This is a genomic window from Cupriavidus sp. 22TCCZM01-5, assembly GCF_057798915.1.
The window spans coordinates 69,025-94,212 of record NZ_JBYOJR010000026.1 but is presented as its reverse complement, the minus strand read 5'-3'; the positions used below and the strand labels follow the sequence as shown (position 1 = coordinate 94,212).

Below are 25,188 nucleotides of genomic sequence, written 5' to 3'. Positions count from 1 at the left end.
AGCTTACGTGCCGCTGGCCCGTACCGCGCGCAGGAAGCCATTGAGCGAGCGGTCCGGCGTTTCGTGGAAATGGTCGTCGAGCATGCGGATTTCGCGGCAGCGGTCCAGCCGGAAGCTGCGGTAGTCGGTGCGCGTCGTGCACCATGCCGCCAGCAGCCACGCATTGCCCCAGAAGAACAATCCCAGCGGCTGCACCACGCGTTCGGTGATGCGCTGTTCCGCATCGCAATAGTCGAGCAGCAGCAGCTTCTGCGCGCCCAGCGCGCCGTGCACGACGTCAAAGGCCTCGCGCACCTGCGCGCGGTTGACATACTCCGGCGCGAACACGCGGCTTTGCTGCGCGGCCAGCCGGCGCGGCGGCGGCAGCGCGGCCATCAGCTTTTCCAGCGCGGGGTCGGCCGCAGCCGCTAGCGCGCCGCCGCCCCAGGCCTTGAGCAGGCGCAGGCCGGCCACCAGCGCTTCGACTTCCAGAGCGGTGAACATCAGCGGCGGTACATCGAAATCGGCGCGCAGGCGGTAGCCGATGCCGGCCTCGCCCTCGACCGGCACGCCCGACAGCGACAGTGCCTGGATGTCACGGTAGACGGTGCGTTCGGACACGCCGAGCCGCTGCGCGAGCAGCGCCGCCGTGGTCAGGCGGCGGCCGCGCAGGACCTGGACGATCTGGAACAGGCGGTCGGCGCGGCGGCTCACATGCCCTCCGGTTCAGCCCGTGAACGGCTCATGCAGGCCGATGCGGTTGCCCTCGCTGTCGGCGATATGCGCGATGCGGCCGATGTCGCCAGGCAGCTGCAGCGGGCCAAACACGGTCTTGCCGCCCGCATGGGCGACGCGCTGCAGCAGCGCGTCGAGCCCCGGGGCATGCAGGTAGGGCAGCGTGCCATAGTGCTGGCTGGGCCGGTAGTCTTCACCGGCCACCAGCGCGCCGCCCGGGTCGGGGTTCGGGAACACCGCCATGTCGACCTGGCTCATGGTTTCGCGCCTGAGCGTCGTTTCGAACACCTGCTCGTAGAAGTGGATCGCACGCTTCATATCGACAACGGGGATCTCCAGCCAGTTGATCAGACCATTGCTCATGATGGACTCCTGGGTCACGGGGAAAGGAGTCCGCATCTTGCGCGGGGGCTCCTGACAGCGTCCTGTCAGGAGCGTGGCAGCAGGATCAGTGCGGCATCCACGCTGCCAGCACTGGCACCATGATGGCCGTCAGCACGCCGTTCAGGCCCATGCCGAGAGCGGCGAAGGCGCCGGCTTCCTGGTTCACCTGAAATGCGCGCGCGGTACCGATGCCGTGCGCCGCCACGCCGGTGGCGAATCCGCGCACGGTGTAGTCGCGGATGCGCAGCAGGTTCAGCACGCTGGTCGCGCTCACGGCGCCGATGATGCCGGTGGCCATCACCAGCACCGCGGTCAGCGACGGCAGTCCGCCGATCTTCTCGGCCACGCCCATCGCGATCGGGATCGTCACCGACTTGGGCGCGAGCGACAGCACGGTCTCGCGCGAGGCGCCGAGCAACCATGCGATGCCGACGGCCGACACTACGGCCACCAGCGACCCGGCCACCAGCCCGACCAGCAGCGGGAATACGTGCGTGCGCAGCTTGGGCAGTTGCAGGTAGAGCGGCACGGCGAGCGCCACGGTGGCGGGGCCGAGCAGGAAGTGCACGAACTGCGCGCCGTCGAAATAGGTCTTGTATGGCGTGCCGGTGACGGTCAGGACGGTCACCAGCAGCGCGACGGCGATCATCACCGGGTTGGCAAGCGGCGAGAAGCGCGAGCGCTCATAGATGCGGAACGCGAACACATAGGCAAGCAGCGTGGCGGTCAGGCCGACCAGCGGGCTCGCGGCGAGGTAGACCCAGATCTCGTTGAGGCGGGGCGTCATCATGCCTGTTCTCCGCGGTTGTCCGCGGCGCCGGCTGCCTGCGGCGCCGGTTCCTTGGGCTTGCGCATCAGCATGCGCGTGACCACGGCGGTGGTGGCGATGGCCAGCCACGTCGAGACTACCAGCGCGATCAGGATCGGCAGCCATTCGCCTTCGATGCGGCTGGCGTGGACCATGATGCCGACGCCGGCCGGCACGAACAGCAGCGACAGGTGCTTGAGCAGTTCGCTGGTGGTGCCCTGGATGATGGGCAGCAGGCGGTCGTCGAAGACCAGCCAGCCGAACAGCATGATCATGCCCAGCACGGGGCCGGGCACCGGCAGGTGCAGCGCGTAGCTGATCACCTCGCCGACGGATTGGAATACCAGGAGGATGGCAAAGGTCTGGAGCATGGGGCGTCTTGGCTTGTACTGTTTCTCCCTCTCCCGATGGGAGAGGGACGACAACCACACCGCCCCGTCCGGAGCGGCTCAGCCCAGCATCTTGTCCACCAGTTCGATCCAGTGCATGACCGGCGTTTCGGTGCCGCCCTGCAGGTGGGAGATGCAGCCGATATTGGCAGAGACGATGGCTTCCGGCTGGGTGGCCTCCAGTTTGGCGAGCTTGTCGTCGCGCAGGCGGTAGGCCAGTTCCGGCTGCAGCACCGAATACGTGCCCGCCGAGCCGCAGCACAGGTGGCTGTCAGCGCAGAGTTTGACTTCCACGCCGAGGCCGGTCAAGAGCGCTTCGACCTTGCCGCGGATCTGCTGGCCGTGCTGCAGCGTGCACGGCGGGTGGTAGGCCACGCGGCGGCCGTCGCGCGGCACCGCGCCGGCGCGCGCATGCAGCGCATCGGCAAAGTCCGGCAGGATCTCCGACAGGTCCCGCGTGAGCGCCGAGACGCGGCGTGCGCGCTCGGCGTACTTCGGATCGTTGCGCAGCACGTGGCCGTAGTCCTTCACCATCGCGCCGCAGCCCGAAGCGGTCATGACGATCGCTTCGGCGCCGGCTTCGATGTGCGGCCACCACGCATCGATATTGCGGCGCATATTGTCGAGGCCGCCGCCATGGTCGCCGGTGTGGAAGCGGATGGCGCCACAACAGCCGGCTTCTTGCGCCACCACCAGTTGTACGCCGACACGGTCGAACACGCGCGCCGTCGCGGCATTGATGTTGGGCGACATCGCGGGCTGCACGCAACCGTCGAGCAACAGCATCTTGCGCGCGTGCACGGTGCGCGGCCACTGGCCGGCTTCGGCGGTCTTGCCGAGTTCCGGCACCTTGTTGCGCAGCGTGGCCGGCAGCATCGGTCGCATCATCTGCCCGAGCTTCAGCGCGGTGCCGAACAGCGCCGGACGCGTCAGGCCTTCGCGCAGCACCCAGCGCGTCACGCGTTCGCGCGCGGGGCGGCGGATGCCGCGTGCCTCGAGCTGGTCGTCCACCACCTGCCGGCCGATGTCCACCAGCCGCCCGTAGCGCACGCCCGACGGGCAGGTCGATTCGCAGTTGCGGCAGGTCAGGCAGCGGTCCAGGTGCAGCCGCGTGCTTTCACTGACGGCATTGCCCTCCAGCACCTGCTTCATCAGGTAGATGCGCCCGCGCGGGCCGTCTAGTTCGTCGCCAAGCAGCTGGTAGGTCGGGCAGGTGGCGGTGCAGAAGCCGCAGTGCACGCATTTGCCGACGATGGACTTGGCTTCCTCGCCTTCGGGCGTATTGCGGAGAAAATCGGCCAGGGTCGTTTGCATGGTGTGGGGTGTGGTTGCCTTGGCGTTGAACGGGGCGCGCGGCTCAGAGGCCGGGGTACATGCGCTGCGGGTTGAAGATGCCGGCCGGATCGAAGCTGGCCTTCAGCCGCGTGTGGATCGCGGCCAGCGGGGAGGCCAGCGGCGTGAACACGCCGACCGACTTGTCGCCGTTGCGGAACAGCGTGGCATGTCCGCCGGCGGCCTGTGCGATGCCGCGCACCAGTCCGGCATGGTTGCCGTCCGGGCCGGCGTCGGGCAGCCACCAGCGTTGGCCGCCGCCCCATTCGACCAGCTGGGTCCCCGGCAGGTCCAGCGGCGCCGTCGTCGGTGGCACCGCCAGGCGCCACAGCGTACGGCCCTGCAGGGCGGGGGTGAAGAACGCATGCGTCTGCTCGCGCAGCGACTGCCAGAACGCGACGCCTTCTTCCTGCGCGACGGCTTCGCCGCCAAGCCTGGCGCGCGCCGCGCGCACAGCCGCGGTGGCGCCCGACAGCCGCACGTGCAGCAGGCCTTCATGCCAGGCCGATGCCGCGATCGGCAACGGCTGGCCACCCCACTGGTTCAGGCGGTCGATAGCCTCGGCCTGGCTCATTGCGAAGTGCAGCGTGGCGTCGCCGAACGGGGCCGGCAGCACCTTGACCGAAACTTCCAGGATCAGCCCGAGCGTGCCGAGCGAGCCCGCGAGGAGCCGCGACACGTCATAGCCGGCGACGTTCTTCATCACCTGGCCGCCGAAGCTCAGCACCTCGCCATTGCCATCCATCATCTGCGCGCCCAGCACGAAGTCGCGCAGCGCGCCGACCGATTGCCGGCGCGGACCCGACAAGCCGGCGGCCACGGCGCCGCCGAAGGTCGCGGTGCTGGGCTGGCCAGAGGCTGCGAAGTGCGGTGGCTCGAACGCCAGCATCTGGCGCTCTTCCGCCAGCGCGGCCTCGATCTCGGCCAGCGGCGTGCCACAGCGCGCGGTGATGACCAGCTCGGCCGGATCGTATTCGACGATGCCGCGATACGCACGCGTATCCAGCAACTGGCCGTCCATGGACTGGCCGTAGAAGTCCTTGCTGCCGCCGCCGCGCAAACGCAGCGGCGTGCGCGTCTCGGTGGCATGCCGCACGGCATCGCGGAAGGAGTCGAGAGTGGCTTGCATGTGGGTCCGTTTCTTGTGCTGGGTCGTGTCGCCGTGTCAGGCATCTTTGCGGCGCCTGCCGCCGCTGCCGCCCGGTACCTCGGGACGGTCGTTCTGGTATTCGGGCAGCTGGCTGCCGCAATGCTTGCAATACTGCGCATCCGGATCGTGCCCTTCGGTCAGGCAATGCGTGCAGCTGCGCGTGGTGAGCGGGCGCTTCATGATGCTGGCCGCCAGCTCGGCGCCGACGATGCCGGTCGGGAACGCGATGATGCCGTAGCCCAGCAGGATCGTCAGCGAGGTGAGGAACTGCCCCAGCGGCGTCTTCGGCACCATGTCGCCGAAGCCCGTGGTGGTCAGCGTCACGACGGCCCAGTACATGCTCACGGGGATGCTGGTAAAACCATGCTGCGGGCCTTCCACCACATACATCACGGTGCCCAGGATCACGGTGATGATGAACACCGTGCCGAGGAACACGAAGATCTTGCGCCGGCTGTTGGCCAGCGCGCGGTACAGGATCTCGGCCTCCTCGAAATACACCGTGAGCTTGAGGATCCGGAACACGCGCAGCAGCCGCAGCAGCCGCACGTCGATCAGGAATGCCAGCTCCGGCAGGAAGAACGCCAGCCAGGTCGGCATGATCGAGATGAAATCGATCACGCCATAGAAGCTGAACAGGTAGCGCCAGGGCCGTCGCACCACCAGGATGCGCATCACGTATTCCGCCGTGAACAGCAGCGTGAACATCCACTCCAGCACGGTGAATAGCGGACCCAGGCGCTCGTGCATGCCTTGCAGGCTGTCCAGCATGACGATCAGCACGCTGGCCACGATCGCGAACAGCAGCGCGATGTCGAACAGGCGTCCGTTGCGGGTGTCGGCCTCGAAGATGATGGTGTACCAGCGCTGGCGCCACCCCGATTCGGGGCGGCCCAGGCGCTGGCGCAGCATTTCGTTGGTCTGGCGCGGCATGGCTGGGTCGCGCCGGTCAGAAGCGCGGCAGGTCCGGGTGGGGCAGCAGGCCCTTCTTCACGTGCATCTTGCCGTATTCGGCGCAGCGCGCGAGCGTGGGAATGGCCTTGTCCGGATTGAGCAGGCGCGCCGGGTCGAACGCGGCCTTGACGCCGAAGAAGGCTTCGCACTCGGCGCGCGAGAACTGCACGCACATCGAGTTGAGCTTCTCGACGCCCACGCCGTGTTCGCCGGTGACCGTGCCGCCCAGTTCCACGCAGGCTTCCAGGATGTCCGCGCCGAACAGCTCGGCACGGTGCCATTCGTCCTGGTCCGCGCCATCGAACAGGATCAGCGGATGCATATTGCCATCGCCGGCATGGAACACGTTGATGCAGCGCAGCGCGTACTTGCGCTCCATTTCCTCGATGCGCCGCAGCAGCGTGCCGATGTGCTTGCGCGGGATGGTGCCGTCCATGCAGTAGTAGTCGGGCGAGATCCGGCCGGCCGCCGGGAACGCATTCTTGCGCCCGCTCCAGAAGCGCAGGCGCTCGGCCTCGTTCTGCGACACCACGATGCGCGTGCAGCCCGAGGCGGTCAGCACCGCGCTCATGCGCTCGATTTCCTCGGCCACTTCCTCGGGCGTGCCGTCGGACTCGCACAGCAGGATGGCGGCCGCGTCGAGGTCGTAGCCGGCGTGCACGAATTCTTCCACCGCGGCGGTGGCGGGCTTGTCCATCATCTCGAGCCCGGCCGGAATGATGCCGGCCGCGATCACCGCGGCCACCGCGTTGCCGCCTTTCTCCACATCGTCGAAGCAGGCCATGATCACCTGCGCGAGCTGCGGTTTGGGGATCAGCCGCACGGTGACTTCGGTCACCACGGCCAGCATGCCTTCGGAGCCGATCATCGCGGCGAGCAGGTCCAGGCCCGGTGCGTCCGGGGCTTCCGAGCCGAACACCACGACCTCGCCTTCCATCGTCACCGCGCGCACGCGCAGCACGTTATGCACGGTCAGGCCGTACTTCAGGCAGTGCACGCCGCCGGAGTTCTCGCTGACGTTGCCGCCGATGGTGCAGGCGATCTGCGACGACGGGTCCGGCGCGTAGTACAGGTTGTGGGGCGCGGCCGCGTCCGAGATGGCCAGGTTGCGAACGCCGGGCTGGACCACGGCGGTGCGCGCGTGCGGGTCCACCTTCAGGATGCGCTTGAACTTGGCCAGCGATAGCACCAGGCCTTCGGCGATCGGCATCGCGCCGCCGGACAGGCTCGTGCCCGCGCCGCGCGGCACCACGGGCACGCCCAGCTTGTGGCACAGGCGCAGGATCGCGCAGACCTGCTCCTCGGTATCGGGCAGGGCCACGGCCATCGGTACCTGGCGGTAGGCGGCCAGGCCATCGCATTCATAGGGGACGGTGTCTTCCGGCTTCCACAGCAGCGCCGCGTCGGGCAGGATCTGCGCCAGGCCCGCCAGCAGCGCGCTGCGGCGGCCGTCGTCGGCGCCGGTGCTGCCAGGGCTGGCGCTCAGTGGGGCTTCGTGCGGGGCATTCATGGCAACTCCTGTGGGGCCTGTCGGCGAGGCCGGCAGATGGTCTGCATATGGCCGGGAGGGGACGGGTGACTATAGCGCAGCGCTTGCGCCCCCGGCTCGCCGCAGTACGTGAATTCGGCGCGGCAGGCCGATCAAAAATGCTCATCATGCCGGCGCGTTCTGCGTCGCGCGGGCGGCCTGCAGTGGCAGCGTAGCACCGGGCGGCGCGTGCAGCAAAGGCCGCGCCGCGCCGGTTCAGGCGGCTGACGCGGCGGCAACCGGTACACCATGTCGACCTTGTCGTGGAAGTGCGGCGCAATGTACAGCGTCGGGCTCCAGCCCGAAACGCACGAAACGCACGAAACGCACGAAACGCACGAAACGCACGAAACCCTTCCTTTCTTCCTTACCAGTCCAGGCTCAACAGCCAGTCGACGAAGTAGCGCGCCTCGGGCTTGAGCGGCGCCTGTTCGCGCTCGACGATGTAGTAGCCGTGCGGCGAGACCGATTCGACGTCGAGCAGCCGCACCATCTGCCCCAGCGACAGCCAGTGCCGCGCCATGCGCTGGCGCACCAGCGCCACGCCCTGGTTGGAGGCGATCGCTTCCAGCATCAGGCCGATATCGTTGAACTGCGGGCCGGTCTGCGGCTCGGGCCAGTCCAGCCCGGCGGTCTCGAACCACGGTTTCCAGGGCTCCAGCGGGCTGCGCAGCAGTACCAGCCCGTGCAGGTGCTCGGGCCTGGTGATGGCGCGGCCGTTGACGCGCTCGTAGTACTCGCGCCCGCAGGCCGGGAACACCGGTTCGACCAGCAGCTTGGTCGTCTTCAGGTCCGGATAGCGGCCGGTGCCGTAGCGGATCTCGACATCGGTGTCCTCTGCCTTCACATCGAGGAACGGGATGGCCAGGTGCAGCTCGAGGTCGACATGCGGGTACAGCGCGCCGAACTCGGGCAGGCGCGGCACCAGGTGCTGGCGCCCGAACGTCGGTGGGATCGCCACGCGCAGGCGCGTGCGCAGCTTGTTGTACTCGGGCCGCGCGAGTTCGTTGAGCGACTTGAGCGCATCCTGCACGTTGCGCAGGTAGCGCGTGCCGGCCGCGGTCAGGCGCAGCGCGGCGTTGGAGCGCACGAACAGGTCTTCGCCCCAGAGCTCTTCCAGGTTCTTGATGCGGTGCGACACCGCGCTGGGCGTGACCGACAGCTCTTCGGCCGCGCGTGCGAAACTGCCCAGGCGCGCCGCGGCTTCGAAGGCCACCAGCAGGTGCAGCGGCGGGACGCGGTTGAACATCGACGCCATCCCGCTCAGCTGGCCGCGCCGCGCACGGAGCGGAAGATCTTGCCCGGGTTCAGGATGCCGTTGGGATCGAGCGCTTGCTTGATCACGCGCATCAGGTCCAGTGCGTCCTCGCCATGCTCGCGCACCAGGAAATCCATCTTGTGCAGGCCCACGCCGTGCTCGCCGGTGCAGGTGCCGCCCATCGACAGCGCGCGCTCGACGATGCGGCGGTTGATGTCCTCGGCCTCGGCCATTTCCTCCGGCTTGTCCGGGTCGACCAGGATCGCCACGTGGAAATTGCCGTCGCCGACATGGCCGACGATCGGGCACGGCAGCGACGAGGCGATCAGGTCCTGCTCGGTCTCGGCCACGCAGTCGGCCAGGCGCGAGATCGGCACGCACACGTCGGTGGTCACCGCGCGGCAGCCGGGCTTGAGCTGCAGCATGGCGAAGTAGGCGGTATGGCGCGCATTCCACAGCCGGCTGCGGTCCTCGGGCCGCGTGGCCCATTCGAAATCCTGGCCGCCGTGCTCGGCGGTGATCTGCTGCACGGTCTCGGCCTGCTCGCGCACGCCGGCCTCGGTGCCGTGGAACTCGAAGAACAGGTGCGGCATTTCCGGCAGCGTCAGGTTGTCGTGCCGGTTGATGGCGCGGATCGCCAGCGCATCGACGAACTCCACGCGCGCGATCGGCACGCCGAGCTGGATGGTCTGGATCACGGCCTGCACCGCGCTGCTCATGCTCGGGAACGCGCAGACCGCAGCGGAAATCGCCTCAGGCTGCGGGTACAGGCGCACGGTCACTTCGGTGATGATGCCCAGCGTCCCCTCGCTGCCGACGAACAGGCGCGTCAGGTCATAGCCTGCCGACGACTTGCGCGCATGCGTGCCGGTGCGGATCACGCGGCCGTCGGCGGTCACCACGGTCAGCGCCAGCACATTTTCGCGCATGGTGCCGTAGCGCACCGCATTGGTCCCGGACGCGCGCGTGGCGCACATGCCGCCCAGCGACGCGTCGGCGCCCGGGTCGATCGGGAAGAACAGGCCCGTGTCCTTGATCTCCTGGTTGAGCTGCTTGCGCGTGACGCCCGGCTGCACGGTCACGGTCAGGTCTTCCGGCTGGATCGCCAGCACCTGGTTCATCTGCGACAGGTCCAGGCTGATGCCGCCGGCCACGGCCAGCAGGTGCCCTTCCAGCGAAGAGCCCGCGCCGTAGGCGATCAGCGGCACGCCGTGCGCGTTGCACAGGCGCGCGACCTCGGCGACTTCTTCGGTGCTGTGGGCGAACACGACGCCGTCCGGCAGCGCCGGCGGGAACGGCGATTCGTCGCGGCCATGGTGCTCGCAGACGCCGGCGGAGGTCGAGAAGCGCTCGCCGAAACGGGCCTGCAGCGCGTCACGCAGGGCGGACGGCAACGGGCGGCGTGCCAGGGCGGCGGGTGGCGTGGGGTGGTTCATGCAGGGTCTCCGGCGGGTCGCCGCGGCGTGCGGCCAGGCTTCCGGAACCGTCGGCGGGTGTCGGCGGAGGAAGGGGCGCGGCCCGATTGTTGATTGGGGAATGCCGTCATTCTACGCCGCGCGGCGCCTGATGCACCCCCGCGCCGCATGGCCGGAACGATCGGGATTCTCTCGGGGGCGCGATCCGTTCGCGCGGGAGGCAAAGCACGCCATAATGCGCGCCATCCCCAAGACTTCCAGAGGAGACCGGCATGGGCCACCGCCTGTCCAAGATTGCCACCCGCACCGGCGATGCCGGCACCACCGGCCTCGGCGACGGCAGCCGCACGGGCAAGGACAGCCTGCGCATCGCCGCCATCGGCGACGTGGACGAACTCAATTCGCAGATCGGCGTGCTGCTCACCGAAGCCTTGCCGGCCGACGTGCGCGATGCGCTGCTGCATATCCAGCATGACCTGTTCGACCTGGGTGGCGAACTCTCCATCCCTGGCTACACCTTGCTCAAGCCCGAACAGGTGGCCCAGCTCGACGCCTGGCTGGACCACTACAATGCCGGGCTGCCGCGCCTGGCCGAATTCATCCTGCCGGGCGGCAGCCGGGCCGCCGCGCTGGCCCATGTCTGCCGCACCGTCTGCCGGCGCGCCGAGCGCGCGCTGGTCGCGCTTGGCGCCACGGAGGCGCTCAGTGAAGCACCGCGCCAGTACCTGAACCGGCTGTCCGACCTGATGTTCGTGCTGGCCCGGGTACTCAACCGCGTCGGCGGCGGGAATGATGTGCTCTGGCAGCGCGGGCGCGATACGGCGAATATCAGGGATAAAAGTGATTGATGATTTGCTTTTTGCTGCCGCAGATCGTTTTGACGGCAGCGCGGCGTGTATTGCTCAAGGACGGGAGCGGGCGCGCGATTGATCGGACGGCAGTAACCGAGAAAATTACTCGGATTTGCAGATTCCGCCCTTGAAATGGCCCCGGACGGCCACATTTCGCACTCAGGTTGAATTGCAGCCGCGCGGATAGCGATGGCTCAATAGGAGAGAATAAATGGGTAAGATCATCGGTATCGACCTCGGTACCACCAATAGCTGCGTGTCGATCCTGGAAGGCAACACGCCCAAGGTCATCGAAAATTCGGAAGGTGCTCGCACCACCCCGTCGATCATCGCCTACATGGAAGACGGCGAGATCCTGGTCGGTGCCCCGGCCAAGCGCCAGGCCGTGACCAATCCGCGCAATACGCTGTATGCCGTCAAGCGCCTGATCGGCCGCAAGTTCGAAGAGAAGGAAGTCCAGAAGGACATCGGCCTGATGCCGTATTCCATCGTCAAGGCCGACAACGGCGACGCATGGGTGGGCGTGCGCGACCAGAAGCTGGCGCCGCCGCAGGTGTCGGCCGAAGTGCTGCGCAAGATGAAGAAGACCGCCGAGGACTACCTGGGCGAGCCGGTGACCGAGGCCGTGATCACGGTGCCCGCGTACTTCAATGACTCGCAGCGCCAGGCCACCAAGGACGCCGGCCGCATCGCGGGCCTGGACGTCAAGCGCATCATCAACGAGCCGACCGCGGCCGCGCTGGCGTTCGGCATGGACAAGAACGAGAAGGGCGACCGCAAGATCGCCGTGTATGACCTCGGCGGCGGCACCTTCGACATCTCGATCATCGAGATCGCGGACGTGGACGGCGAGAAGCAGTTCGAAGTGCTGTCGACCAACGGCGACACCTTCCTGGGCGGCGAAGACTTCGACCAGCGCATCATCGACTACATCATCGCCGAGTTCAAGAAGGACCAGGGCGTCGACCTGTCGAAGGACGTGCTGGCGCTGCAGCGCCTGAAGGAAGCCGCTGAAAAGGCCAAGATCGAACTGTCGAGCTCGCAGCAGACCGAGATCAACCTGCCGTACATCACGGCCGATGCCTCGGGTCCGAAGCACCTGAACCTGAAGATGACCCGCGCCAAGCTCGAATCCCTGGTGGAAGAGCTGATCACGCGCACCATCGAGCCGTGCCGCACCGCGATCAAGGATGCGGGCGTCAAGATCAGCGACATCGACGACGTGATCCTGGTCGGCGGCATGACCCGCATGCCCAAGGTGCAGGAACAGGTCAAGGAGCTCTTCGGCAAGGAAGCGCGCAAGGACGTGAACCCGGACGAAGCCGTGGCCGTCGGTGCCGCGATCCAGGGTTCGGTGCTGTCGGGCGACCGCAAGGACGTGCTGCTGCTGGACGTGACGCCGCTGTCGCTGGGGATCGAGACCCTGGGCGGCGTGATGACCAAGATGATCACCAAGAACACCACCATCCCGACCAAGCACGCGCAGGTGTTCTCGACCGCCGACGACAACCAGCCGGCCGTGACCATCAAGGTGTACCAGGGCGAGCGTGAAATGGCGACCGGCAACAAGCTGCTGGGCGAGTTCAACCTCGAGGGCATTCCGCCGGCACCGCGCGGCACGCCGCAGATCGAGGTGTCGTTCGACATCGACGCCAACGGCATCCTGCACGTGGGCGCCAAGGACAAGGCGTCCGGCAAGGAAAACCGGATCACCATCAAGGCGAATTCGGGCCTGTCGGAAGACGAGATCCAGCGCATGGTGAAGGACGCCGAGGCCAACGCCGAGGAAGACAAGAAGGCCCGCGAGCTGGCTGACGCCCGCAACCAGGCCGACGCGCTGATCCACTCGACCAAGAAGGCGCTGACCGAGTACGGCGACAAGCTGGACGGCGGCGAGAAGGAAAAGATCGAAGCTGCGATCAAGGAACTGGAAGACGCCGCACGCGGCGGCGACAAGGCCGAGATCGACGCCAAGGTCGCTGCGCTGTCGGAAGTCAGCCAGAAGCTGGGCGAGAAGGTCTACGCCGACATGCAGGCCAAGGCCGGTGAGCAGGGCGCGGCGGGTGCCGCTGGCGCCGGTGCCCAGCAGGCCCAGCCGCAGGACGATAACGTGGTCGACGCCGAGTTCAAGGAAGTCAACGACAAGAAGTAATCGGGCAGGGCGGCGGCGCGCGCATGCGCCGGCGCCGCCCCGTCCCGACGCCGGGCGACGGACATCGGACCCAGCGGGAAACCGCGGTCGGATGCCTCGCTCGGCTTTTTTGCTATTCGCCGGGAACCGCTGCAGTGGCGGTTCCGGGCCAAAAGGTAATGAGCCACCATGGCAAAACGTGACTACTACGAAGTGCTCGGGGTAGGCAAGAACGCGAGCGACGACGAGATCAAGAAGGCTTATCGCAAGCTCGCGATGAAGTACCACCCGGACCGCAATCCGGACAGCAAGGATGCCGAGGAAAAATTCAAGGAGGTCAAAGAGGCCTACGAGATGCTTTCCGACCCGGAGAAGAAGGCGGCCTACGACCAGTACGGCCACGCCGGCGTGGATCCGAACATGGCGGGCGGCTTCGGCGGCGCCGGCGGCTACGGCGGGTTTGCCGAGGCCTTCGGCGATATCTTTGGCGACATCTTCGGCCAGCAGGGCGGCGGGCGCCGTGGCGCCGGAGGCCCGCAGGCGTATCGCGGCGCCGACCTGCGCTACAGCATGGAAATCTCGCTGGAGCAGGCTGCCCACGGCCACGAGGCCCAGATCCGCGTGCCGCACTGGGACGACTGCGACCATTGCCACGGCAAGGGCGCCGAGCCCGGATCGAGCGTGGAAACCTGCCCGACCTGCCACGGCAACGGCCAGGTGCGCGTGTCGCAGGGCTTCTTCACGATGCAGCAGACCTGCCCGAAGTGCCACGGCAGCGGCAAGTACATCCCGAAGCCGTGCACCAAGTGCCACGGCCAGGGCAAGCTGAAGTCGCAGAAGACGCTGGAAGTGAAGATTCCGGCCGGCATCGACGAGGGCATGCGCATCCGCTCGTCGGGCAACGGCGAGCCGGGCATCAACGGCGGCCCGCCGGGCGACCTGTATGTGGAAGTCCACATCAAGCAGCACGCGGTGTTCGAGCGCGATGGCGACGACCTGCACTGCCAGATGCCGATCTCCTTCGCCACCGCGGCGCTGGGCGGCGACCTGGAAGTGCCGACGCTGAACGGCAAGGCCACCTTCCCGGTGCCCGAGGCGACGCAGTCCGGCAAGACCTTCCGCCTGCGCGGCAAGGGTATCAAGGGCGTACGTTCGGGCTATCCGGGCGACCTCTACGTGCATGTGAACGTCGAGACGCCGGTCAAGCTGACCGAGTCCCAGAAGGACATGCTGCGCCAGTTCGACCGTTCGGTGCATGAAGGCGGCTCGCGCCACAGTCCGCAGGAGCAGTCCTGGCTGGACAAGGTGAAGAGCTTCTTCAGCTAAGCCGACCCCGCAAGACCGGCCACGCCAGCGCGTGGCCGGTTTGCTTTTGTGCCCGCGATGCGGGCCGGCAGCGCATAATGCAGGCGCTGTGTTTTCCCCGCTCCCCGCCGTGCCTTCCCCGCATTCCTGTCCCGATTCCGAACCTTTCGTGCTGCTGGACGATGCCACCGCATCGCCCGGCGAAGCGGCGTCGCGCCTGTACACCGGCCTGGTCCGCGAAGACCTGCTGCCAGCCGGCAGCAATCCCGCCGAACTCGACACCCTGCTCGCCGAAGGCTGGCGCCACGGCTGGCATGCCACGCTGTTTGCCCCTTATGAATTCGGCGGTGCGCTGGTCGGTGCGCCTGCCCATACGGATGACAGGCTGCCGTTCCATGACGGCGCCGTGCGCCTGCTGTGGTTCCGCGAGATGCGGCGGCTGGAATGCGACGCAGTGCGGGCCTGGCTGCCGGCGCCGGATGCCCAGGCGCCCGCCGGGCTCATGGATATCACCGCCGACACCGCGCGCGAATCCTTCGATGCCGCGATCGCGCGCATCCACGCATGGATCGAGGCCGGCGACACCTACCAGGTCAATTTCACGCAGCGGCTCGCGTTCTCGGCCTTCGGTGACCCGCGCGCGCTCTATGCCGCCCTGCGCGCCGCGCAGCCGGTGCCGTTCGGGGTACTGGCCTGCCTGCCGGGCGATGCCTGGGTGCTGTCCCTGTCGCCAGAATTGTTCGTCCAGCATGACGGCGATGGCCGCCTTGTCACGCGCCCGATGAAAGGCACCGCGCCGCTTTCCGGCGATCCGGCAAAGGACGCGCAAGCCGCGGCCGCGCTTGCCGCAGATGCCAAGAACCGTGCCGAGAACGTGATGATCGTGGACTTGCTGCGCAATGACCTGGGCCGCATCGCGCAGCCGGGCAGCGTGGCGGTGCCGGACCGCTTCGTCGTGCAGCCATTCGGTGCCGTGCTGCAGATGACCTCGACCGTCACGGCGACCGCGCGGCCGGATACGCGCTTTGGCGATCTGTTCGGCGCGCTGTTCCCGTGCGGCTCGATTACCGGCGCGCCCAAGCGGCGCACCATGCAGATCATCGCGGAACTCGAACCCGCGCCGCGCGGGCTCTATACGGGCGCAATCGGATGGCTGGATGCGCCCGGGCCCGGCGATGGCGGCCTGTGCCGCTTTGCCATGTCGGTGGCCATCCGCACGCTGGCGCTGTCACCGCGCGCGGCGGACGGCCTGCGTGCCGGCGAGATGGGCGTGGGCGGCGGTATCGTGCACGACAGCGTGGCGGCGGACGAGTTTGCCGAGTGCGGCTGGAAGGCGCGTTTCCTGACCCGCCATGATCCGGGCTTCACGCTGTTCGAGACCATGCGTGTGGAAGACGGCCATTGCCTGCGCCTCGACCGCCATCTTGCGCGCGTGGCTTCATCGTCAGCGACGTTCGGGTTTGCCTTCGACAGCGCGGCAGTCAGGGCAGCTGTCGAGGCCGAGGCAGCGCGTCTTGGCGCAGGCAACTGGCGTTTGCGGATGAGCGTCGATAAAGCTGGCAAGCTCGCCTTCGCCAGCGGGGCGCTGCAGCCGCTGGCGGCGCGGACCGTCATGCTCGATATCGCCGCCGAAGCGCTGCCGGATGCCGATCCCCTGCGCCGCCACAAGACCAGCGTGCGCGCGGTCTATGACGCCGGCTGGCAGGCTGCGGAAGGCGACGGCTGCTTCGATCGCTTGTTCTTCAATACGCGCGACGAATTGCTTGAAGGCGGCCGCAGTTCGATGTTCGTCAAGGTGGATGGCGAATGGCTGACTCCACCATTGGCCGCGGACATCCTGCCTGGCGTGATGCGGGCCGTGATGCTGGAGCACGGCGATGCCCTGCTCGATGGCACCGCCCGCGAGGGAATCGTGACGCGTGCCATGCTGATGCGCGCGCAGGCGATTGTGGCCGTGAATTCGCTGCGCGGGGCGATGCGGGCAACGGTGCGCTAGACCGGGGCAGCGGTCGCGCCACTAGCGATGGTGCGTATCCAGAACCCCATCCCCGAGCTTCCACCGCACCACGCCGGGCAGGTTGATCAGGTCGCGGTCATGGCAGATCATCACCACGGTGCGGCCCTCGGCCGCCAGTTCGCGCACCAGCGCAATGACCTGTTCGCGCGCCTGGCCGTCCAGGCTTGAGGTCGGCTCGTCGAGCAGCATCAGTTCCGGCTCCAGCACCTTGGCGCGCGCCAGCGCCACGCGCTGGATTTCTCCGCCCGACAGGCGCTCGGGCGCGGTGTCCTGCAGGTGCGCGACACCGGCCCAGGCCAGCGCCTCGTCCACGCGCCGCGCGATCTCATGATGCGGCAGGCCGCGCGCGCGCAGGCCGTAGGCAATGTTTTCGCGCACGGAAGTGCGGAACAGGTAAGGGTGCTGGTGCAGGTAGGCGATGCGCTCGCGCAGTTCGCGCGGCAGCGGATCCAGCGGTGCGCTGCGCGCAGCGGCGTTGCTGTCGGTCCAGTGCACGGTGGCGCCGGGCGCAGGTTCCAGGCCGGCCACCATGCGCAGCAGCGTGGTCTTGCCCGCGCCGTTCTGCCCCGTCAACACGATGGCCGTGGCGCGCGGAAAGGCAAGCTCGCCGACCTCGAACAGGCGGCGCGCGCCGATGCTGCGCGACAGGCCGCGCACAGTCAGCAAGGGCGTGGGCGAGGCGTTCATCGGCGGAAGCCTCCGGCGCCTTGCAGCCAGGCCATGGCAACATTCACCAGCAGCGCCAGCGCGACCAGCACGATGCCGAGCGCAATCCCCTGCGCGAACTCGCCCTTGCTCGTTTCCAGCGCGATCGCCGTGGTGATGGTGCGGGTCGAGCCTTCGATATTCCCGCCGATCATCAGCGCCGAGCCCACCTCGGCAATCACGCGGCCAAAGCCCGCCACAATGGCCGCCATCAGCCCGAAGCGCAGTTCACGGACGACCGTGAAAAAGGTGCGCCAGCGCCCCGCGCCGAGCACGCGCGCAGTCTCCTGCAGGCGCCGATCGGCGCCCTGCAGCGTGGACAGCGAGAACGCGAGGATCACGGGAAAACCGATCACCGCCTGCCCGAGCACCATGCCGGCTGGCGTGAACAGCAGCGCCAGGCTGCCGAGCGGACCCTGCCGCGTCAGCAGCAGGTAGAGGATGAGCCCGACCAGCACGGTCGGGAACGAGAGGAAGGCCTGCGCCACCACGACGACAGCGCGGCGGCCAGGGAACTGGTGCGTCGCGATCAGCCACGCAGCGCCCACCGCAGGGGCTGTGGCGATGGCCAGCCCCAGCACCGCCACCATCAGCGAGGTCCAGACAATGAACCAGAGCGCCGCGTCGCCGCTGGCGAGCAGGCGGAACGCGGCCAGCGTGGCGGCGCCGATCTCCACCGGTCAGGCGGAGAAGGTGTGCTCTGCGGCGGGGAAGCTGCCGTCCTTCACGGCGGCCACGTAGGCGCGGATCGCGCCTTCGATCGAGGTCTGTCCATCCATGAAATTGCGCACGAACTTGGCCTTGCGGCCCGGATAGACGTTGATCATGTCCTGCAGCACCAGCACCTGGCCGGAGCAGTCGGCGCCCGCGCCGATGCCGATGGTCGGCACCTTGAGCATTTGCGTGATCTCGCCGGCCAGCGTGGCCGGCACCGCCTCCATCAGCACGATCTGCGCACCGGCGCCCTGCAGCGAGAGCGCGTCGCGCTTGAGCTGGGCCGCGCCCTCGTCGGTCTTGCCCTGCACCTTGAAGCCGCCGAACGCATGCACGGACTGCGGCGTCAGGCCGATGTGGGCGCACACCGGGATGCTGCGTTCGACCAGGAACTTGACCGTCGGGGCGAGCCAGTCGCCGCCTTCGAGCTTGACCATGTGGGCGCCCGCGCGCATCAGCGCGACCGCGCTGGCAAAGGCCATTTCCGGCGTGCCGTAGGTGCCGAACGGCAGGTCGGTCACCAGCAGCGCGGTCTGGTTGGCGCGCGCCACGCATTCGGTGTGGTAGGCCATGTGCTCCAGCGTCACGGGCAGCGTGGTCTGCTGGCCTTGCATCACGTTGCCGAGCGAATCGCCCACCAGGATGACTTCCACGCCGCAGAAGTCCAGCAGTGCGCCAAAGCTGGAGTCGTAGGCGGTCAGCATGGCGATCTTTTCACCGGCGTCGCGCATGGCCTGAAGCCGGGTGATGGTGACGGTCTTGCGGGTGGGATCGAGGAGGTAGCTCATGGCAGTGGCGAGTCAGGAGAGTGGCGCCCGGCGTTGTGGCGGCCGGCGCGGCTGTCGTTATGGTTATGTGCCGCCCCGGGCGTCGCTTGGCGGGCCCGGCGGCGGTCAGGGCGCAGCCAGATTGAGAAAGGCCCTGCGACCGCGCATGTTCTCGATGCGCGTCAGTAGTGTACGGAAATCCCCATCGTTGTCCACCGGATTGAAATGGGCCGTGTCCACGATCAGCACCGGGGCTTCGTCGTAGCGATGGAACAGTTCGCCGTAGGCGTCGGTGAGCCGTTGCAGGTAGGGCTCGTCGATGCCGGCGGCCTCCCCGGGCGCCCCGCGCCGGGCAATGCGCTCGCGCAGCAGCGAAGGCGTTGCCTGCAGCATGATCACGAGATCGGTGCGCTGGGGCGGCAGCTGCAGCCGTGCGGCAATCGCGTCATACAGCGCCAGCTCGTCCTCGGGCAGTGTCAGCGATGCGTACAGGCGGTCCCGGACGAAGAGGAAGTTGCTCACCATGCGCTGACCTGCGAGCAGGGCGCTCTGCCATTGCTGGAGCTGGTCAGCGCGCTTGTTCAGGCAGGCGAGCTGCAGCGGCAGCGCGTAGCGGGCGGGTTCGCGGTAGAAGCGTTCCAGGAAGGGAGTGGTGCGGGCGCCATCGAGCAGTGCCGCCGCGTGCAGCGTGTGCGCGAGGCGCTGGGCCAGCGCGGTCTTGCCGGATCCGATCGGACCTTCCACCACGATGCGGCGCAGGTGTTCGAGCATAGCGTTGCGGCGCGGGTCGGGACTGTCCCGGCCAGCTCAGTCCTTGACGCCGGCGTTGCCGGCGGCCTGTGCACGCATGCACTTGCAGGTGGAAACTTTCTCGATGCGCTGATCGCCGACGCCCGCAAGGTAATCGATGGCACGGCCTGCGCCAGGGATGACGAGTTCCGGGGCCAGTTCCAGCAGCGGCACGAGCGTGAAGGCACGCACGGTGACTCGAGGGTGCGGCACCGTCAGCCGTTCGTCGTTGTGCTGTTCATCACCGAACACCAGCAGGTCGAGGTCCAGCGTGCGCGGCGCGTTGCGGAACGGGCGTTCACGGCCGAACTGGTCTTCGATGTGGTGGCAGATGCGCAGCAGCTGCCAAGCGGTGAACGAGGTCTGCACCTTGACCACCGCGTTGTAGTAGTCGTCGCCACCGGCATCGACGGGCGCGGTCCGGTACAGCGAGGACCGTGCCAGCACCGTGATGCCGACCTGCTGGGCCAGGCACACGATGGCGTCCTTCAGCGCCTGGCGGGCATCGCCCAGGTTGGCACCGATGCCGATGAAGGCGAGTGTCATTGATGTTCCTCCGGCTGGTCGCGGCCGGCATGGACTTCCTGCCCCGCGTCCGTGTCGCTCCGGGAAGAAACTTTATCCGATTTCCGCGGACCGCGCCGGCGGCGCTTCTTGCGTGCCGGGCCTTCGCCATCGGCCGCCGGGCCGCGAGCGTTGCGCACGTTGTCGATCAGGCCCTCGCGCTCGTCCGGCTCGGCGTCCTGGAAGTCCTGCCACCAGCGGGACAGCTCCTCCGGCAATTCGCCGGACTGGCAGCGCAGGTGCAGGAAGTCGAAACCGGCGCGGAAGCGCGGCGACTCCAGCAGGCGGAACGGCATGCGGCCGACGCGCTTCTCGAAGCGCGGCTGCATGCCCCAGATGTCGCGCATGTCGGTGACGAAGCGGCGCTGGATCGCGAGCTGGCCGGTCTGCTTTTCCAGCACGGCGTCCATGGCCGTGTTCAGGGCCGCGATCGCGTGCTCGCCGCGCGCGCGTTCGGCATTCCAGTGCTGCAGCACGTGGTGCCACAGCAGCGCGGCAAACAGGAAGCCCGGCGATACCGGCTTGCCGGCCTGCACGCGGCGATCGGAGTTGTCCAGCGCCAGCTGCACGAAGCGCTGGCCCATGGGCTGCTCCAGCGCCACGTCCAGCAGCGGCAGCAGGCCCTTGTGCAGGCCGGCCTTGCGCAGTTCCTGCAGCGATGCCCAGGCGTGGCCGGACATCAGCAGCTTGAGCATCTCGTCGAACAGGCGCGCGCTGGGCACGTTGTGGATCAGCGTGGCCAGGCCCGCGACCGGCTCGCGCGTGGCCTCGTCGATGCCGAAGCCGGTCTTGGCCGCGAAACGCACCACGCGCAGCATGCGCACCGGATCCTCGCGGTAGCGCGTGACCGGGTCGCCGATCATGCGCAGCGTGCGCGCGCGGATGTCTTCCATGCCGTGATGGTAGTCATGCACGGTCTGCGCGGCCGGGTCGTAGTACATCGCGTTGATGGTGAAGTCGCGGCGTTCCGCGTCTTCTGCCTGCGAGCCCCACACGTTATCGCGCAGCACGCGGCCCGAGGCATCGATCGCATGGGTCTTGCTGTCGAGTTCGGAGCGCTTGAGGCGCCGGCCCTCGGGCAGCGTCTCGCTGGCCACGGCATCGACCAGCGCGCGGAACGTGGAAACCTCGATGATTTCCTGCTCGCGCCCGCCATAGAACGTCACGTGGACGATCTGGAAGCGCCGCCCGATGATGCGCGAACGCCGGAACAGCGCCTGCACCTGCTCGGGCGTGGCGTTGGTGGCGACGTCGAAATCCTTGGGCTTGATGCCAAGCAGCAGGTCGCGCACGGCGCCGCCAACGATAAAGGCCTGGTAGCCCGCCTGTTGCAGCGTTGAAGTGACTTTTACGGCATTGCGCGACAGCAGGGTCGGGTCAATGCGGTGTTCGTCTGCCGTGACGATGCGCGGCGTGTGGGCGCGGCCGGTGCGGCGCTGCTTGGGGCCGGGGTTGCCCAGCAGCCGGTTGATGAGCTTCTTGATCACGTCAGAACAGATCCATGATGCGCCAGCCTGCGGCGGCGGCATGCTGGCGCAGGCGATCGTCCGGGTTGGTGGCGATCGGCTCGCTGGCCTTTTCCAGCAGCGGCAGGTCGTTGGCCGAGTCGCTGTAGAAGAAGGTCGTGCCGAAATCGTCCCAGTGCGCGCCCTGGCTCTTGAGCCAGGCGTCGACGCGGGTAATCTTGCCTTCGCGGAAGCTTGGCACACCATCGACGTCGCCGGTGAACTGGCTCCCGGGCTTGCCGTCGACGGTTGCCGGCTCGGTGGCGATCAGGTGCTTGATGCCGAAGGCGGACACGATCGGCGCCGTGACGAAGCTGTTGGTGGCGGTGACCACGGCGCACAGGTCGCCGGCTTCCAGGTGCTTGTAGACCAGCGCGCGGGCCTGCGGCGTGATGACCGGGTCGATCACTTCCTGCATGAAGCGCTGGCGCAGGGCGTCCAGGCGGTCGCGCGGATTGGCGGCCAGCGGCGCCAGCGCAAAGCGCAGGAAAGCCTGGATATCCAGGGTGCCGGCCTTGTAGTGGCCGTAGAACTCGTCGTTCTTGCGGCGATAGGATTCCTCGTCGACAACGCCCTGGCGCACCAGGAAACGGCCCCATTCGTGGTCGCTGTCAGTCGGGATCAGGGTGTGGTCGAGATCAAAGAGTGCCAGATTCATGGGGCGCGATTTTACCTTAAGGGAGGTGGGCCGGTCGGCGAGCCAGCACGCCGGCCATCGGTAGGCTGGTGGGCGACTATTCCCTGAACTCCGCGAACATTTCGCGCAGCAGGGGCAGGGTCACCGGACGCTTGCGCTCCAGCGAGTATGTGTCGAGGGCGTCGAGCAGCGCCATCAGGCTGGGCATGTCGCGGTAATGACGCGTCACCAGCCAGTGCGTGATCTCCGGGGAAAGTTGCAGCCCGCGCTCGCGTGCCGCCTGCAGCACTGCGGACATCTTGTCCTCGTCGGACAGCGGCTGCACCTGGTAGACCAGGCCCCAGCCGAGCCGGGTGCGCAGGTCTTCACGCACCGGCATGGCGCGCGGCGCGAGGCCTCCAGCCACCACCAGCGCGGTGCGTACGTGCGCGCGGACTTCGTTGTACAGCGAAAACACCGCGATCTGGCGTGCTTCGTCGAGCAGGTCGACATCGTCCACCGTATAGAGCTGACAGGACGGATCGAACAGGAAGTCCGAGAGCGGATGATGCGGGCTCAGGTAGCGGCAGTTGATGCCGGTCTGCGGCGTGGCTTCGCACACGGCGTGCAGCAGGTGGGTGCGGCCGCAGCCCACTTCGCCCCACAGGTAGACCAGCCGGTCCACGGCGCGCTCCTGCGCGACTGCGCCGGGCAGGTCGCGCAGGCGCTGCACCGCCTCGCGATTCGAGGCCACGACGAAATTGTCGAAGGTCGAAGGCGGAGGGCTGCCAAGCTCGAGGGAAAGTTGCTTGGGACGCGGGGACATGACGTATGGCTTGCTTGCGGGGGGCAGCTCGCGCGCTGCGCTTGGAATCGGCTCAAGCCGACTATTGTCCGTCATTTTTCCCGTTGTTACCGTCATTTCCGATAAAGGTCGCTGGCCAGGTACGCGCGGCGAAGCTGTCTCGCCCCGACCAGCAGCACCGCGCACGTTGGCAGCGCCAGCAGCACGCCGAAGAAACCGAACAGCTGGCCGAACGCGAGCAGCGCGAAGATCACCACCAGCGGGTGCAGCCCGATGCGCTCGCCGACCAGCCGCGGAGTCAGGTAGAAGCTCTCGATGAACTGGCCAAAGCCGTACACGACTGCCACCGCGGCCAGCCCGTACCAGTCGCCGAACTGCAGCAGCGCGGCCAGGATGGCCAGCGTCAGGCCGACGCCGAAGCCGATGTACGGGATGAACACCGCCAGTCCCGTGAACACGCCAACGGGCACGCCGACGTCAAAGCCGGCAACGGTCAGCCCGATCGAATAGATCGACGCCAGGATCACCATCACCAGGATCTGGCCGCGCAGGTATTGCGACAGCAGCACATCGGTCTCGCTGGTGAGTTCGCGTACCTTCGGTACCCAGCGGCGCGGCACCAGGCCTTCGATGCGCCGCATCACCATGTGCCAGTCCATCATCAGGTAGAACATGACGATGGGAATGATGAATACCATGCCGGCCACCTCGATCAACGCCGAGCCGGAGACCTTGGCGTAGTTCAGCAGCACCGCCAGCAGGTCTTCGGGGCTGGCCGTGAACCGGTCCGACAGCATGGCGCGCAGGCCCGGGAAATCGAAGCGCACGCGCACGCCAAAATCGGCCAGGCGCGGCGCCACCACGGCGTTGAGCTTCTTCAGCAGCATCGGCAGCTGCTCGCGGAACTGCGGGATTTCCCGTTGCAGCACGGCGATCAGCAGCAGCGCCAGGACCACGCAGATGACCGCCAGCAGCAGGATCATCAAGGCCACGGCGATGGCGCGCGGCACACGGCGGCGCGCGATCCAGTCCACGCCCGGGGTCAGGATGTAGGCGAAGATGAACGCCAGCAGGAATGGCGTCAGGATCGGCGCCAGCGCGACGATGGCCGCAAACAGGCCTGCGGCGACCGCAATCCAGAGCAGGATGCGCTTGGTCTCATCGTTCAGCAGGGGAGCGTTCATCGTGGGCGCATAGGGCGGAACCGGCGAAACTGGAAGCGGGGCGCCTGTATCCGTTAAAATCGCGATTCTACTGGACTCGCGCCCGCCCCCTGCCGTTGCCGGGGCTGTCGGAGCGGCGAAGTCTCCACTTTATCTCCTCTGACACAAGCAGGTTCCCATGAGCGCTTCCCCGACCGCTGGCCAGGCAGGCCTTTCCTACCGCGATGCCGGTGTTGACATCGATGCCGGCGATGCCCTGGTCGACCGCATCAAGCCGTTTGCCAAGCGCACCATGCGCGAAGGCGTGATGGCCGGCATCGGCGGTTTCGGCGCGCTGTTCGAGCTGTCGAAGAAGTACCAGGAGCCCGTGCTGGTGTCGGGCACCGATGGCGTGGGCACCAAGCTCAAGCTCGCGTTCCAGCTGAACCGCCACGACACCGTGGGCCAGGACCTGGTGGCCATGAGCGTGAACGACATCCTGGTGCAGGGCGCCGAGCCGCTGTTCTTCCTGGACTACTTCGCCTGCGGCAAGCTGGACGTGGACACGGCTGCGACCGTGATCCAGGGCATTGCCCGTGGCTGCGAACTGTCCGGCTGCGCGCTGATCGGTGGCGAAACCGCCGAAATGCCGAGCATGTACCCGGATGGCGAGTACGACCTGGCCGGCTTCGCGGTCGGCGCGGTGGAAAAGAAGAAGATCATCGACGGCACCACGATCGCCCCGGGCGATGTGGTGCTGGGCCTGGCCTCGTCGGGCGCGCATTCCAACGGCTATTCGCTGGTGCGCAAGATCATTGACGTGGCGAAGCCGGACCTGAACGCCGACTTCCACGGCCAGCGCCTGCAGGATGCCATCATGGCGCCGACGCGCATCTACGTGAAGCCGCTGCTGTCGCTGATCGAAACCCTGCCGGTCAAGGGCATGGCCCACATCACCGGCGGCGGACTGACCGAAAACGTGCCGCGCGTGCTGCCGCAGAACACCACGGCCGTGCTCCAGCGCGACGCCTGGACGCTGCCGCCGCTGTTCCAGTGGCTGCAGGCGCAGGGCCGCGTGGCGGACGATGAAATGCACCGCGTGTTCAACTGCGGCATCGGCATGGTCGTGATCGTGGCCAAGGAAGATGCCGAACGCGCGATCCGCCATCTGCAGGCGGCCGGCGAGGCCGTGTGGGAGATCGGCGAGATCCGCGAGCGCGCCGAAGGCCAGGCGCAGACCGTGGTGGTCTGATCGCCGCAGCGTTCTTGCCGGCCGGGCGCCGGCAGCGTTTGACGAGCAAAGGGCACGTGCGCAGCACGTGCCCTTTGCTTTTGGAATCCTGTC

General features: G+C 67.6%; 24 protein-coding genes. 5 read left to right on the top strand and 19 right to left on the bottom strand.

Annotation, left to right across the window (positions count from 1 at the left end):
- Nucleotides 1–3: 3 nt before the first annotated feature.
- From AC3FNH_RS22430 to AC3FNH_RS22385, 10 genes are all read right to left on the bottom strand, one after another.
- Nucleotides 4–693, bottom strand: a complete 690-nt coding sequence (locus AC3FNH_RS22430; protein ID WP_488721602.1) for a helix-turn-helix transcriptional regulator — start codon at nt 691–693, stop codon at nt 4–6.
- 12 nt (nt 694–705) lie between these two features.
- Complete coding sequence (locus tag AC3FNH_RS22425) at nt 706–1,077, bottom strand: VOC family protein (RefSeq protein WP_276098421.1); 372 nt, start codon at nt 1,075–1,077, stop codon at nt 706–708.
- 85 nt (nt 1,078–1,162) lie between these two features.
- The gene (locus tag AC3FNH_RS22420; RefSeq protein ID WP_211945709.1) at nt 1,163–1,888 is read right to left on the bottom strand and encodes an LrgB family protein; all 726 of its coding nucleotides are present in this window, start codon (nt 1,886–1,888) and stop codon (nt 1,163–1,165) included.
- Nucleotides 1,885–2,277 (bottom strand): CidA/LrgA family protein, encoded by a 393-nt coding sequence (locus tag AC3FNH_RS22415; RefSeq protein WP_488721601.1) that lies wholly within the window; start codon nt 2,275–2,277, stop codon nt 1,885–1,887. Before AC3FNH_RS22415 ends, AC3FNH_RS22420 begins: the two co-directional genes overlap by 4 nt.
- A gap of 78 nt (nt 2,278–2,355) precedes the next feature.
- Nucleotides 2,356–3,609 (bottom strand): glycolate oxidase subunit GlcF, encoded by a 1,254-nt coding sequence (glcF, locus tag AC3FNH_RS22410; RefSeq protein ID WP_488721600.1) that lies wholly within the window; start codon nt 3,607–3,609, stop codon nt 2,356–2,358.
- A gap of 43 nt (nt 3,610–3,652) precedes the next feature.
- Entirely contained in the window at nt 3,653–4,756 is a 1,104-nt protein-coding gene (gene glcE, locus AC3FNH_RS22405; protein ID WP_488721599.1) for a glycolate oxidase subunit GlcE, read from the bottom strand.
- Nucleotides 4,757–4,792: 36 nt separating this feature from the next.
- On the bottom strand, nt 4,793–5,710 hold the full coding sequence (locus AC3FNH_RS22400; protein WP_488721598.1) for an ion transporter: 918 nt from the start codon (nt 5,708–5,710) through the stop codon (nt 4,793–4,795).
- A gap of 16 nt (nt 5,711–5,726) precedes the next feature.
- Entirely contained in the window at nt 5,727–7,241 is a 1,515-nt protein-coding gene (locus AC3FNH_RS22395) for an FAD-linked oxidase C-terminal domain-containing protein (protein WP_276098417.1), read from the bottom strand.
- Nucleotides 7,242–7,626: 385 nt separating this feature from the next.
- Nucleotides 7,627–8,517 (bottom strand): LysR substrate-binding domain-containing protein, encoded by an 891-nt coding sequence (locus tag AC3FNH_RS22390; protein WP_276098416.1) that lies wholly within the window; start codon nt 8,515–8,517, stop codon nt 7,627–7,629.
- A 5-nt stretch (nt 8,518–8,522) separates the two neighbouring features.
- Nucleotides 8,523–9,953 (bottom strand): FAD-binding oxidoreductase, encoded by a 1,431-nt coding sequence (locus AC3FNH_RS22385; RefSeq protein WP_488721597.1) that lies wholly within the window; start codon nt 9,951–9,953, stop codon nt 8,523–8,525.
- Nucleotides 9,954–10,204: 251 nt separating this feature from the next.
- Here AC3FNH_RS22385 and AC3FNH_RS22380 point away from each other — a divergent pair, with 251 nt between their 5' ends.
- The 4 genes from AC3FNH_RS22380 (at nt 10,205) to AC3FNH_RS22365 (ending at nt 16,215) form a co-directional block, all read left to right on the top strand.
- Nucleotides 10,205–10,780, top strand: coding sequence for a cob(I)yrinic acid a,c-diamide adenosyltransferase (locus AC3FNH_RS22380; protein ID WP_488721596.1), 576 nt, complete (start codon nt 10,205–10,207; stop codon nt 10,778–10,780).
- A gap of 214 nt (nt 10,781–10,994) precedes the next feature.
- Nucleotides 10,995–12,935, top strand: coding sequence for a molecular chaperone DnaK (gene dnaK, locus AC3FNH_RS22375; protein WP_488721595.1), 1,941 nt, complete (start codon nt 10,995–10,997; stop codon nt 12,933–12,935).
- A gap of 168 nt (nt 12,936–13,103) precedes the next feature.
- Nucleotides 13,104–14,240: a molecular chaperone DnaJ gene (dnaJ, locus tag AC3FNH_RS22370; protein WP_276098412.1), complete on the top strand. Its 1,137-nt coding sequence runs from the start codon at nt 13,104–13,106 to the stop codon at nt 14,238–14,240.
- A 148-nt stretch (nt 14,241–14,388) separates the two neighbouring features.
- A complete protein-coding gene (locus tag AC3FNH_RS22365; RefSeq protein ID WP_488721594.1) occupies nt 14,389–16,215 on the top strand; it encodes a chorismate-binding protein in 1,827 nt (608 codons plus the stop codon).
- Nucleotides 16,216–16,236: 21 nt separating this feature from the next.
- Here AC3FNH_RS22365 and AC3FNH_RS22360 read toward each other — a convergent pair whose 3' ends face one another.
- The 9 genes from AC3FNH_RS22360 to AC3FNH_RS22320 form a co-directional block, all read right to left on the bottom strand.
- The gene (locus tag AC3FNH_RS22360; protein ID WP_276098410.1) at nt 16,237–16,923 is read right to left on the bottom strand and encodes an energy-coupling factor ABC transporter ATP-binding protein; all 687 of its coding nucleotides are present in this window, start codon (nt 16,921–16,923) and stop codon (nt 16,237–16,239) included.
- Nucleotides 16,920–17,618 (bottom strand): ABC transporter permease, encoded by a 699-nt coding sequence (locus AC3FNH_RS22355; protein ID WP_276098409.1) that lies wholly within the window; start codon nt 17,616–17,618, stop codon nt 16,920–16,922. Before AC3FNH_RS22355 ends, AC3FNH_RS22360 begins: the two co-directional genes overlap by 4 nt.
- A 3-nt stretch (nt 17,619–17,621) precedes the next feature.
- Nucleotides 17,622–18,443, bottom strand: a complete 822-nt coding sequence (panB, locus tag AC3FNH_RS22350; protein ID WP_276098408.1) for a 3-methyl-2-oxobutanoate hydroxymethyltransferase — start codon at nt 18,441–18,443, stop codon at nt 17,622–17,624.
- A gap of 105 nt (nt 18,444–18,548) precedes the next feature.
- The gene (locus AC3FNH_RS22345) at nt 18,549–19,193 is read right to left on the bottom strand and encodes a deoxynucleoside kinase (protein ID WP_488721593.1); all 645 of its coding nucleotides are present in this window, start codon (nt 19,191–19,193) and stop codon (nt 18,549–18,551) included.
- A 36-nt stretch (nt 19,194–19,229) separates the two neighbouring features.
- A complete protein-coding gene (folK, locus tag AC3FNH_RS22340) occupies nt 19,230–19,757 on the bottom strand; it encodes a 2-amino-4-hydroxy-6-hydroxymethyldihydropteridine diphosphokinase (RefSeq protein WP_276098406.1) in 528 nt (175 codons plus the stop codon).
- Complete coding sequence (gene pcnB, locus AC3FNH_RS22335; protein WP_488721592.1) at nt 19,754–21,262, bottom strand: polynucleotide adenylyltransferase PcnB; 1,509 nt, start codon at nt 21,260–21,262, stop codon at nt 19,754–19,756. Before pcnB ends, folK begins: the two co-directional genes overlap by 4 nt.
- A 1-nt stretch (nt 21,263) precedes the next feature.
- Nucleotides 21,264–21,938, bottom strand: a complete 675-nt coding sequence (locus AC3FNH_RS22330; RefSeq protein WP_488721591.1) for a histidinol-phosphatase — start codon at nt 21,936–21,938, stop codon at nt 21,264–21,266.
- A 76-nt stretch (nt 21,939–22,014) separates the two neighbouring features.
- Nucleotides 22,015–22,722 carry a DnaA regulatory inactivator Hda gene (gene hda, locus AC3FNH_RS22325; protein WP_276098403.1) on the bottom strand — a complete coding sequence of 236 codons (708 nt, stop codon included), beginning with the start codon at nt 22,720–22,722 and terminating at the stop codon, nt 22,015–22,017.
- A gap of 92 nt (nt 22,723–22,814) precedes the next feature.
- The gene (locus tag AC3FNH_RS22320) at nt 22,815–23,885 is read right to left on the bottom strand and encodes an AI-2E family transporter (protein WP_276098402.1); all 1,071 of its coding nucleotides are present in this window, start codon (nt 23,883–23,885) and stop codon (nt 22,815–22,817) included.
- 157 nt (nt 23,886–24,042) lie between these two features.
- On the opposite strand from AC3FNH_RS22320, the gene purM reads away from it, so the two are divergent.
- Nucleotides 24,043–25,095, top strand: coding sequence for a phosphoribosylformylglycinamidine cyclo-ligase (gene purM / locus AC3FNH_RS22315; RefSeq protein WP_276098401.1), 1,053 nt, complete (start codon nt 24,043–24,045; stop codon nt 25,093–25,095).
- Nucleotides 25,096–25,188: the final 93 nt, after the last annotated feature.

Coding starts and splice junctions, on each gene's coding strand:
- AC3FNH_RS22425 (WP_276098421.1), bottom strand. CDS start 1,077: ATGAGCAATGGTCTGATCAACTGGCTGGAGATCCCCGTTGTCGATATG.
- AC3FNH_RS22420 (WP_211945709.1), bottom strand. CDS start 1,888: ATGATGACGCCCCGCCTCAACGAGATCTGGGTCTACCTCGCCGCGAGC.
- AC3FNH_RS22415 (WP_488721601.1), bottom strand. CDS start 2,277: ATGCTCCAGACCTTTGCCATCCTCCTGGTATTCCAATCCGTCGGCGAG.
- glcF (WP_488721600.1), bottom strand. CDS start 3,609: ATGCAAACGACCCTGGCCGATTTTCTCCGCAATACGCCCGAAGGCGAG.
- glcE (WP_488721599.1), bottom strand. CDS start 4,756: ATGCAAGCCACTCTCGACTCCTTCCGCGATGCCGTGCGGCATGCCACC.
- AC3FNH_RS22400 (WP_488721598.1), bottom strand. CDS start 5,710: ATGCCGCGCCAGACCAACGAAATGCTGCGCCAGCGCCTGGGCCGCCCC.
- AC3FNH_RS22395 (WP_276098417.1), bottom strand. CDS start 7,241: ATGAATGCCCCGCACGAAGCCCCACTGAGCGCCAGCCCTGGCAGCACC.
- AC3FNH_RS22390 (WP_276098416.1), bottom strand. CDS start 8,517: ATGGCGTCGATGTTCAACCGCGTCCCGCCGCTGCACCTGCTGGTGGCC.
- AC3FNH_RS22385 (WP_488721597.1), bottom strand. CDS start 9,953: ATGAACCACCCCACGCCACCCGCCGCCCTGGCACGCCGCCCGTTGCCG.
- AC3FNH_RS22380 (WP_488721596.1), top strand. CDS start 10,205: ATGGGCCACCGCCTGTCCAAGATTGCCACCCGCACCGGCGATGCCGGC.
- dnaK (WP_488721595.1), top strand. CDS start 10,995: ATGGGTAAGATCATCGGTATCGACCTCGGTACCACCAATAGCTGCGTG.
- dnaJ (WP_276098412.1), top strand. CDS start 13,104: ATGGCAAAACGTGACTACTACGAAGTGCTCGGGGTAGGCAAGAACGCG.
- AC3FNH_RS22360 (WP_276098410.1), bottom strand. CDS start 16,923: ATGAACGCCTCGCCCACGCCCTTGCTGACTGTGCGCGGCCTGTCGCGC.
- panB (WP_276098408.1), bottom strand. CDS start 18,443: ATGAGCTACCTCCTCGATCCCACCCGCAAGACCGTCACCATCACCCGG.
- AC3FNH_RS22345 (WP_488721593.1), bottom strand. CDS start 19,193: ATGCTCGAACACCTGCGCCGCATCGTGGTGGAAGGTCCGATCGGATCC.
- folK (WP_276098406.1), bottom strand. CDS start 19,757: ATGACACTCGCCTTCATCGGCATCGGTGCCAACCTGGGCGATGCCCGC.
- AC3FNH_RS22330 (WP_488721591.1), bottom strand. CDS start 21,938: ATGAATCTGGCACTCTTTGATCTCGACCACACCCTGATCCCGACTGAC.
- hda (WP_276098403.1), bottom strand. CDS start 22,722: ATGTCCCCGCGTCCCAAGCAACTTTCCCTCGAGCTTGGCAGCCCTCCG.
- AC3FNH_RS22320 (WP_276098402.1), bottom strand. CDS start 23,885: ATGAACGCTCCCCTGCTGAACGATGAGACCAAGCGCATCCTGCTCTGG.
- purM (WP_276098401.1), top strand. CDS start 24,043: ATGAGCGCTTCCCCGACCGCTGGCCAGGCAGGCCTTTCCTACCGCGAT.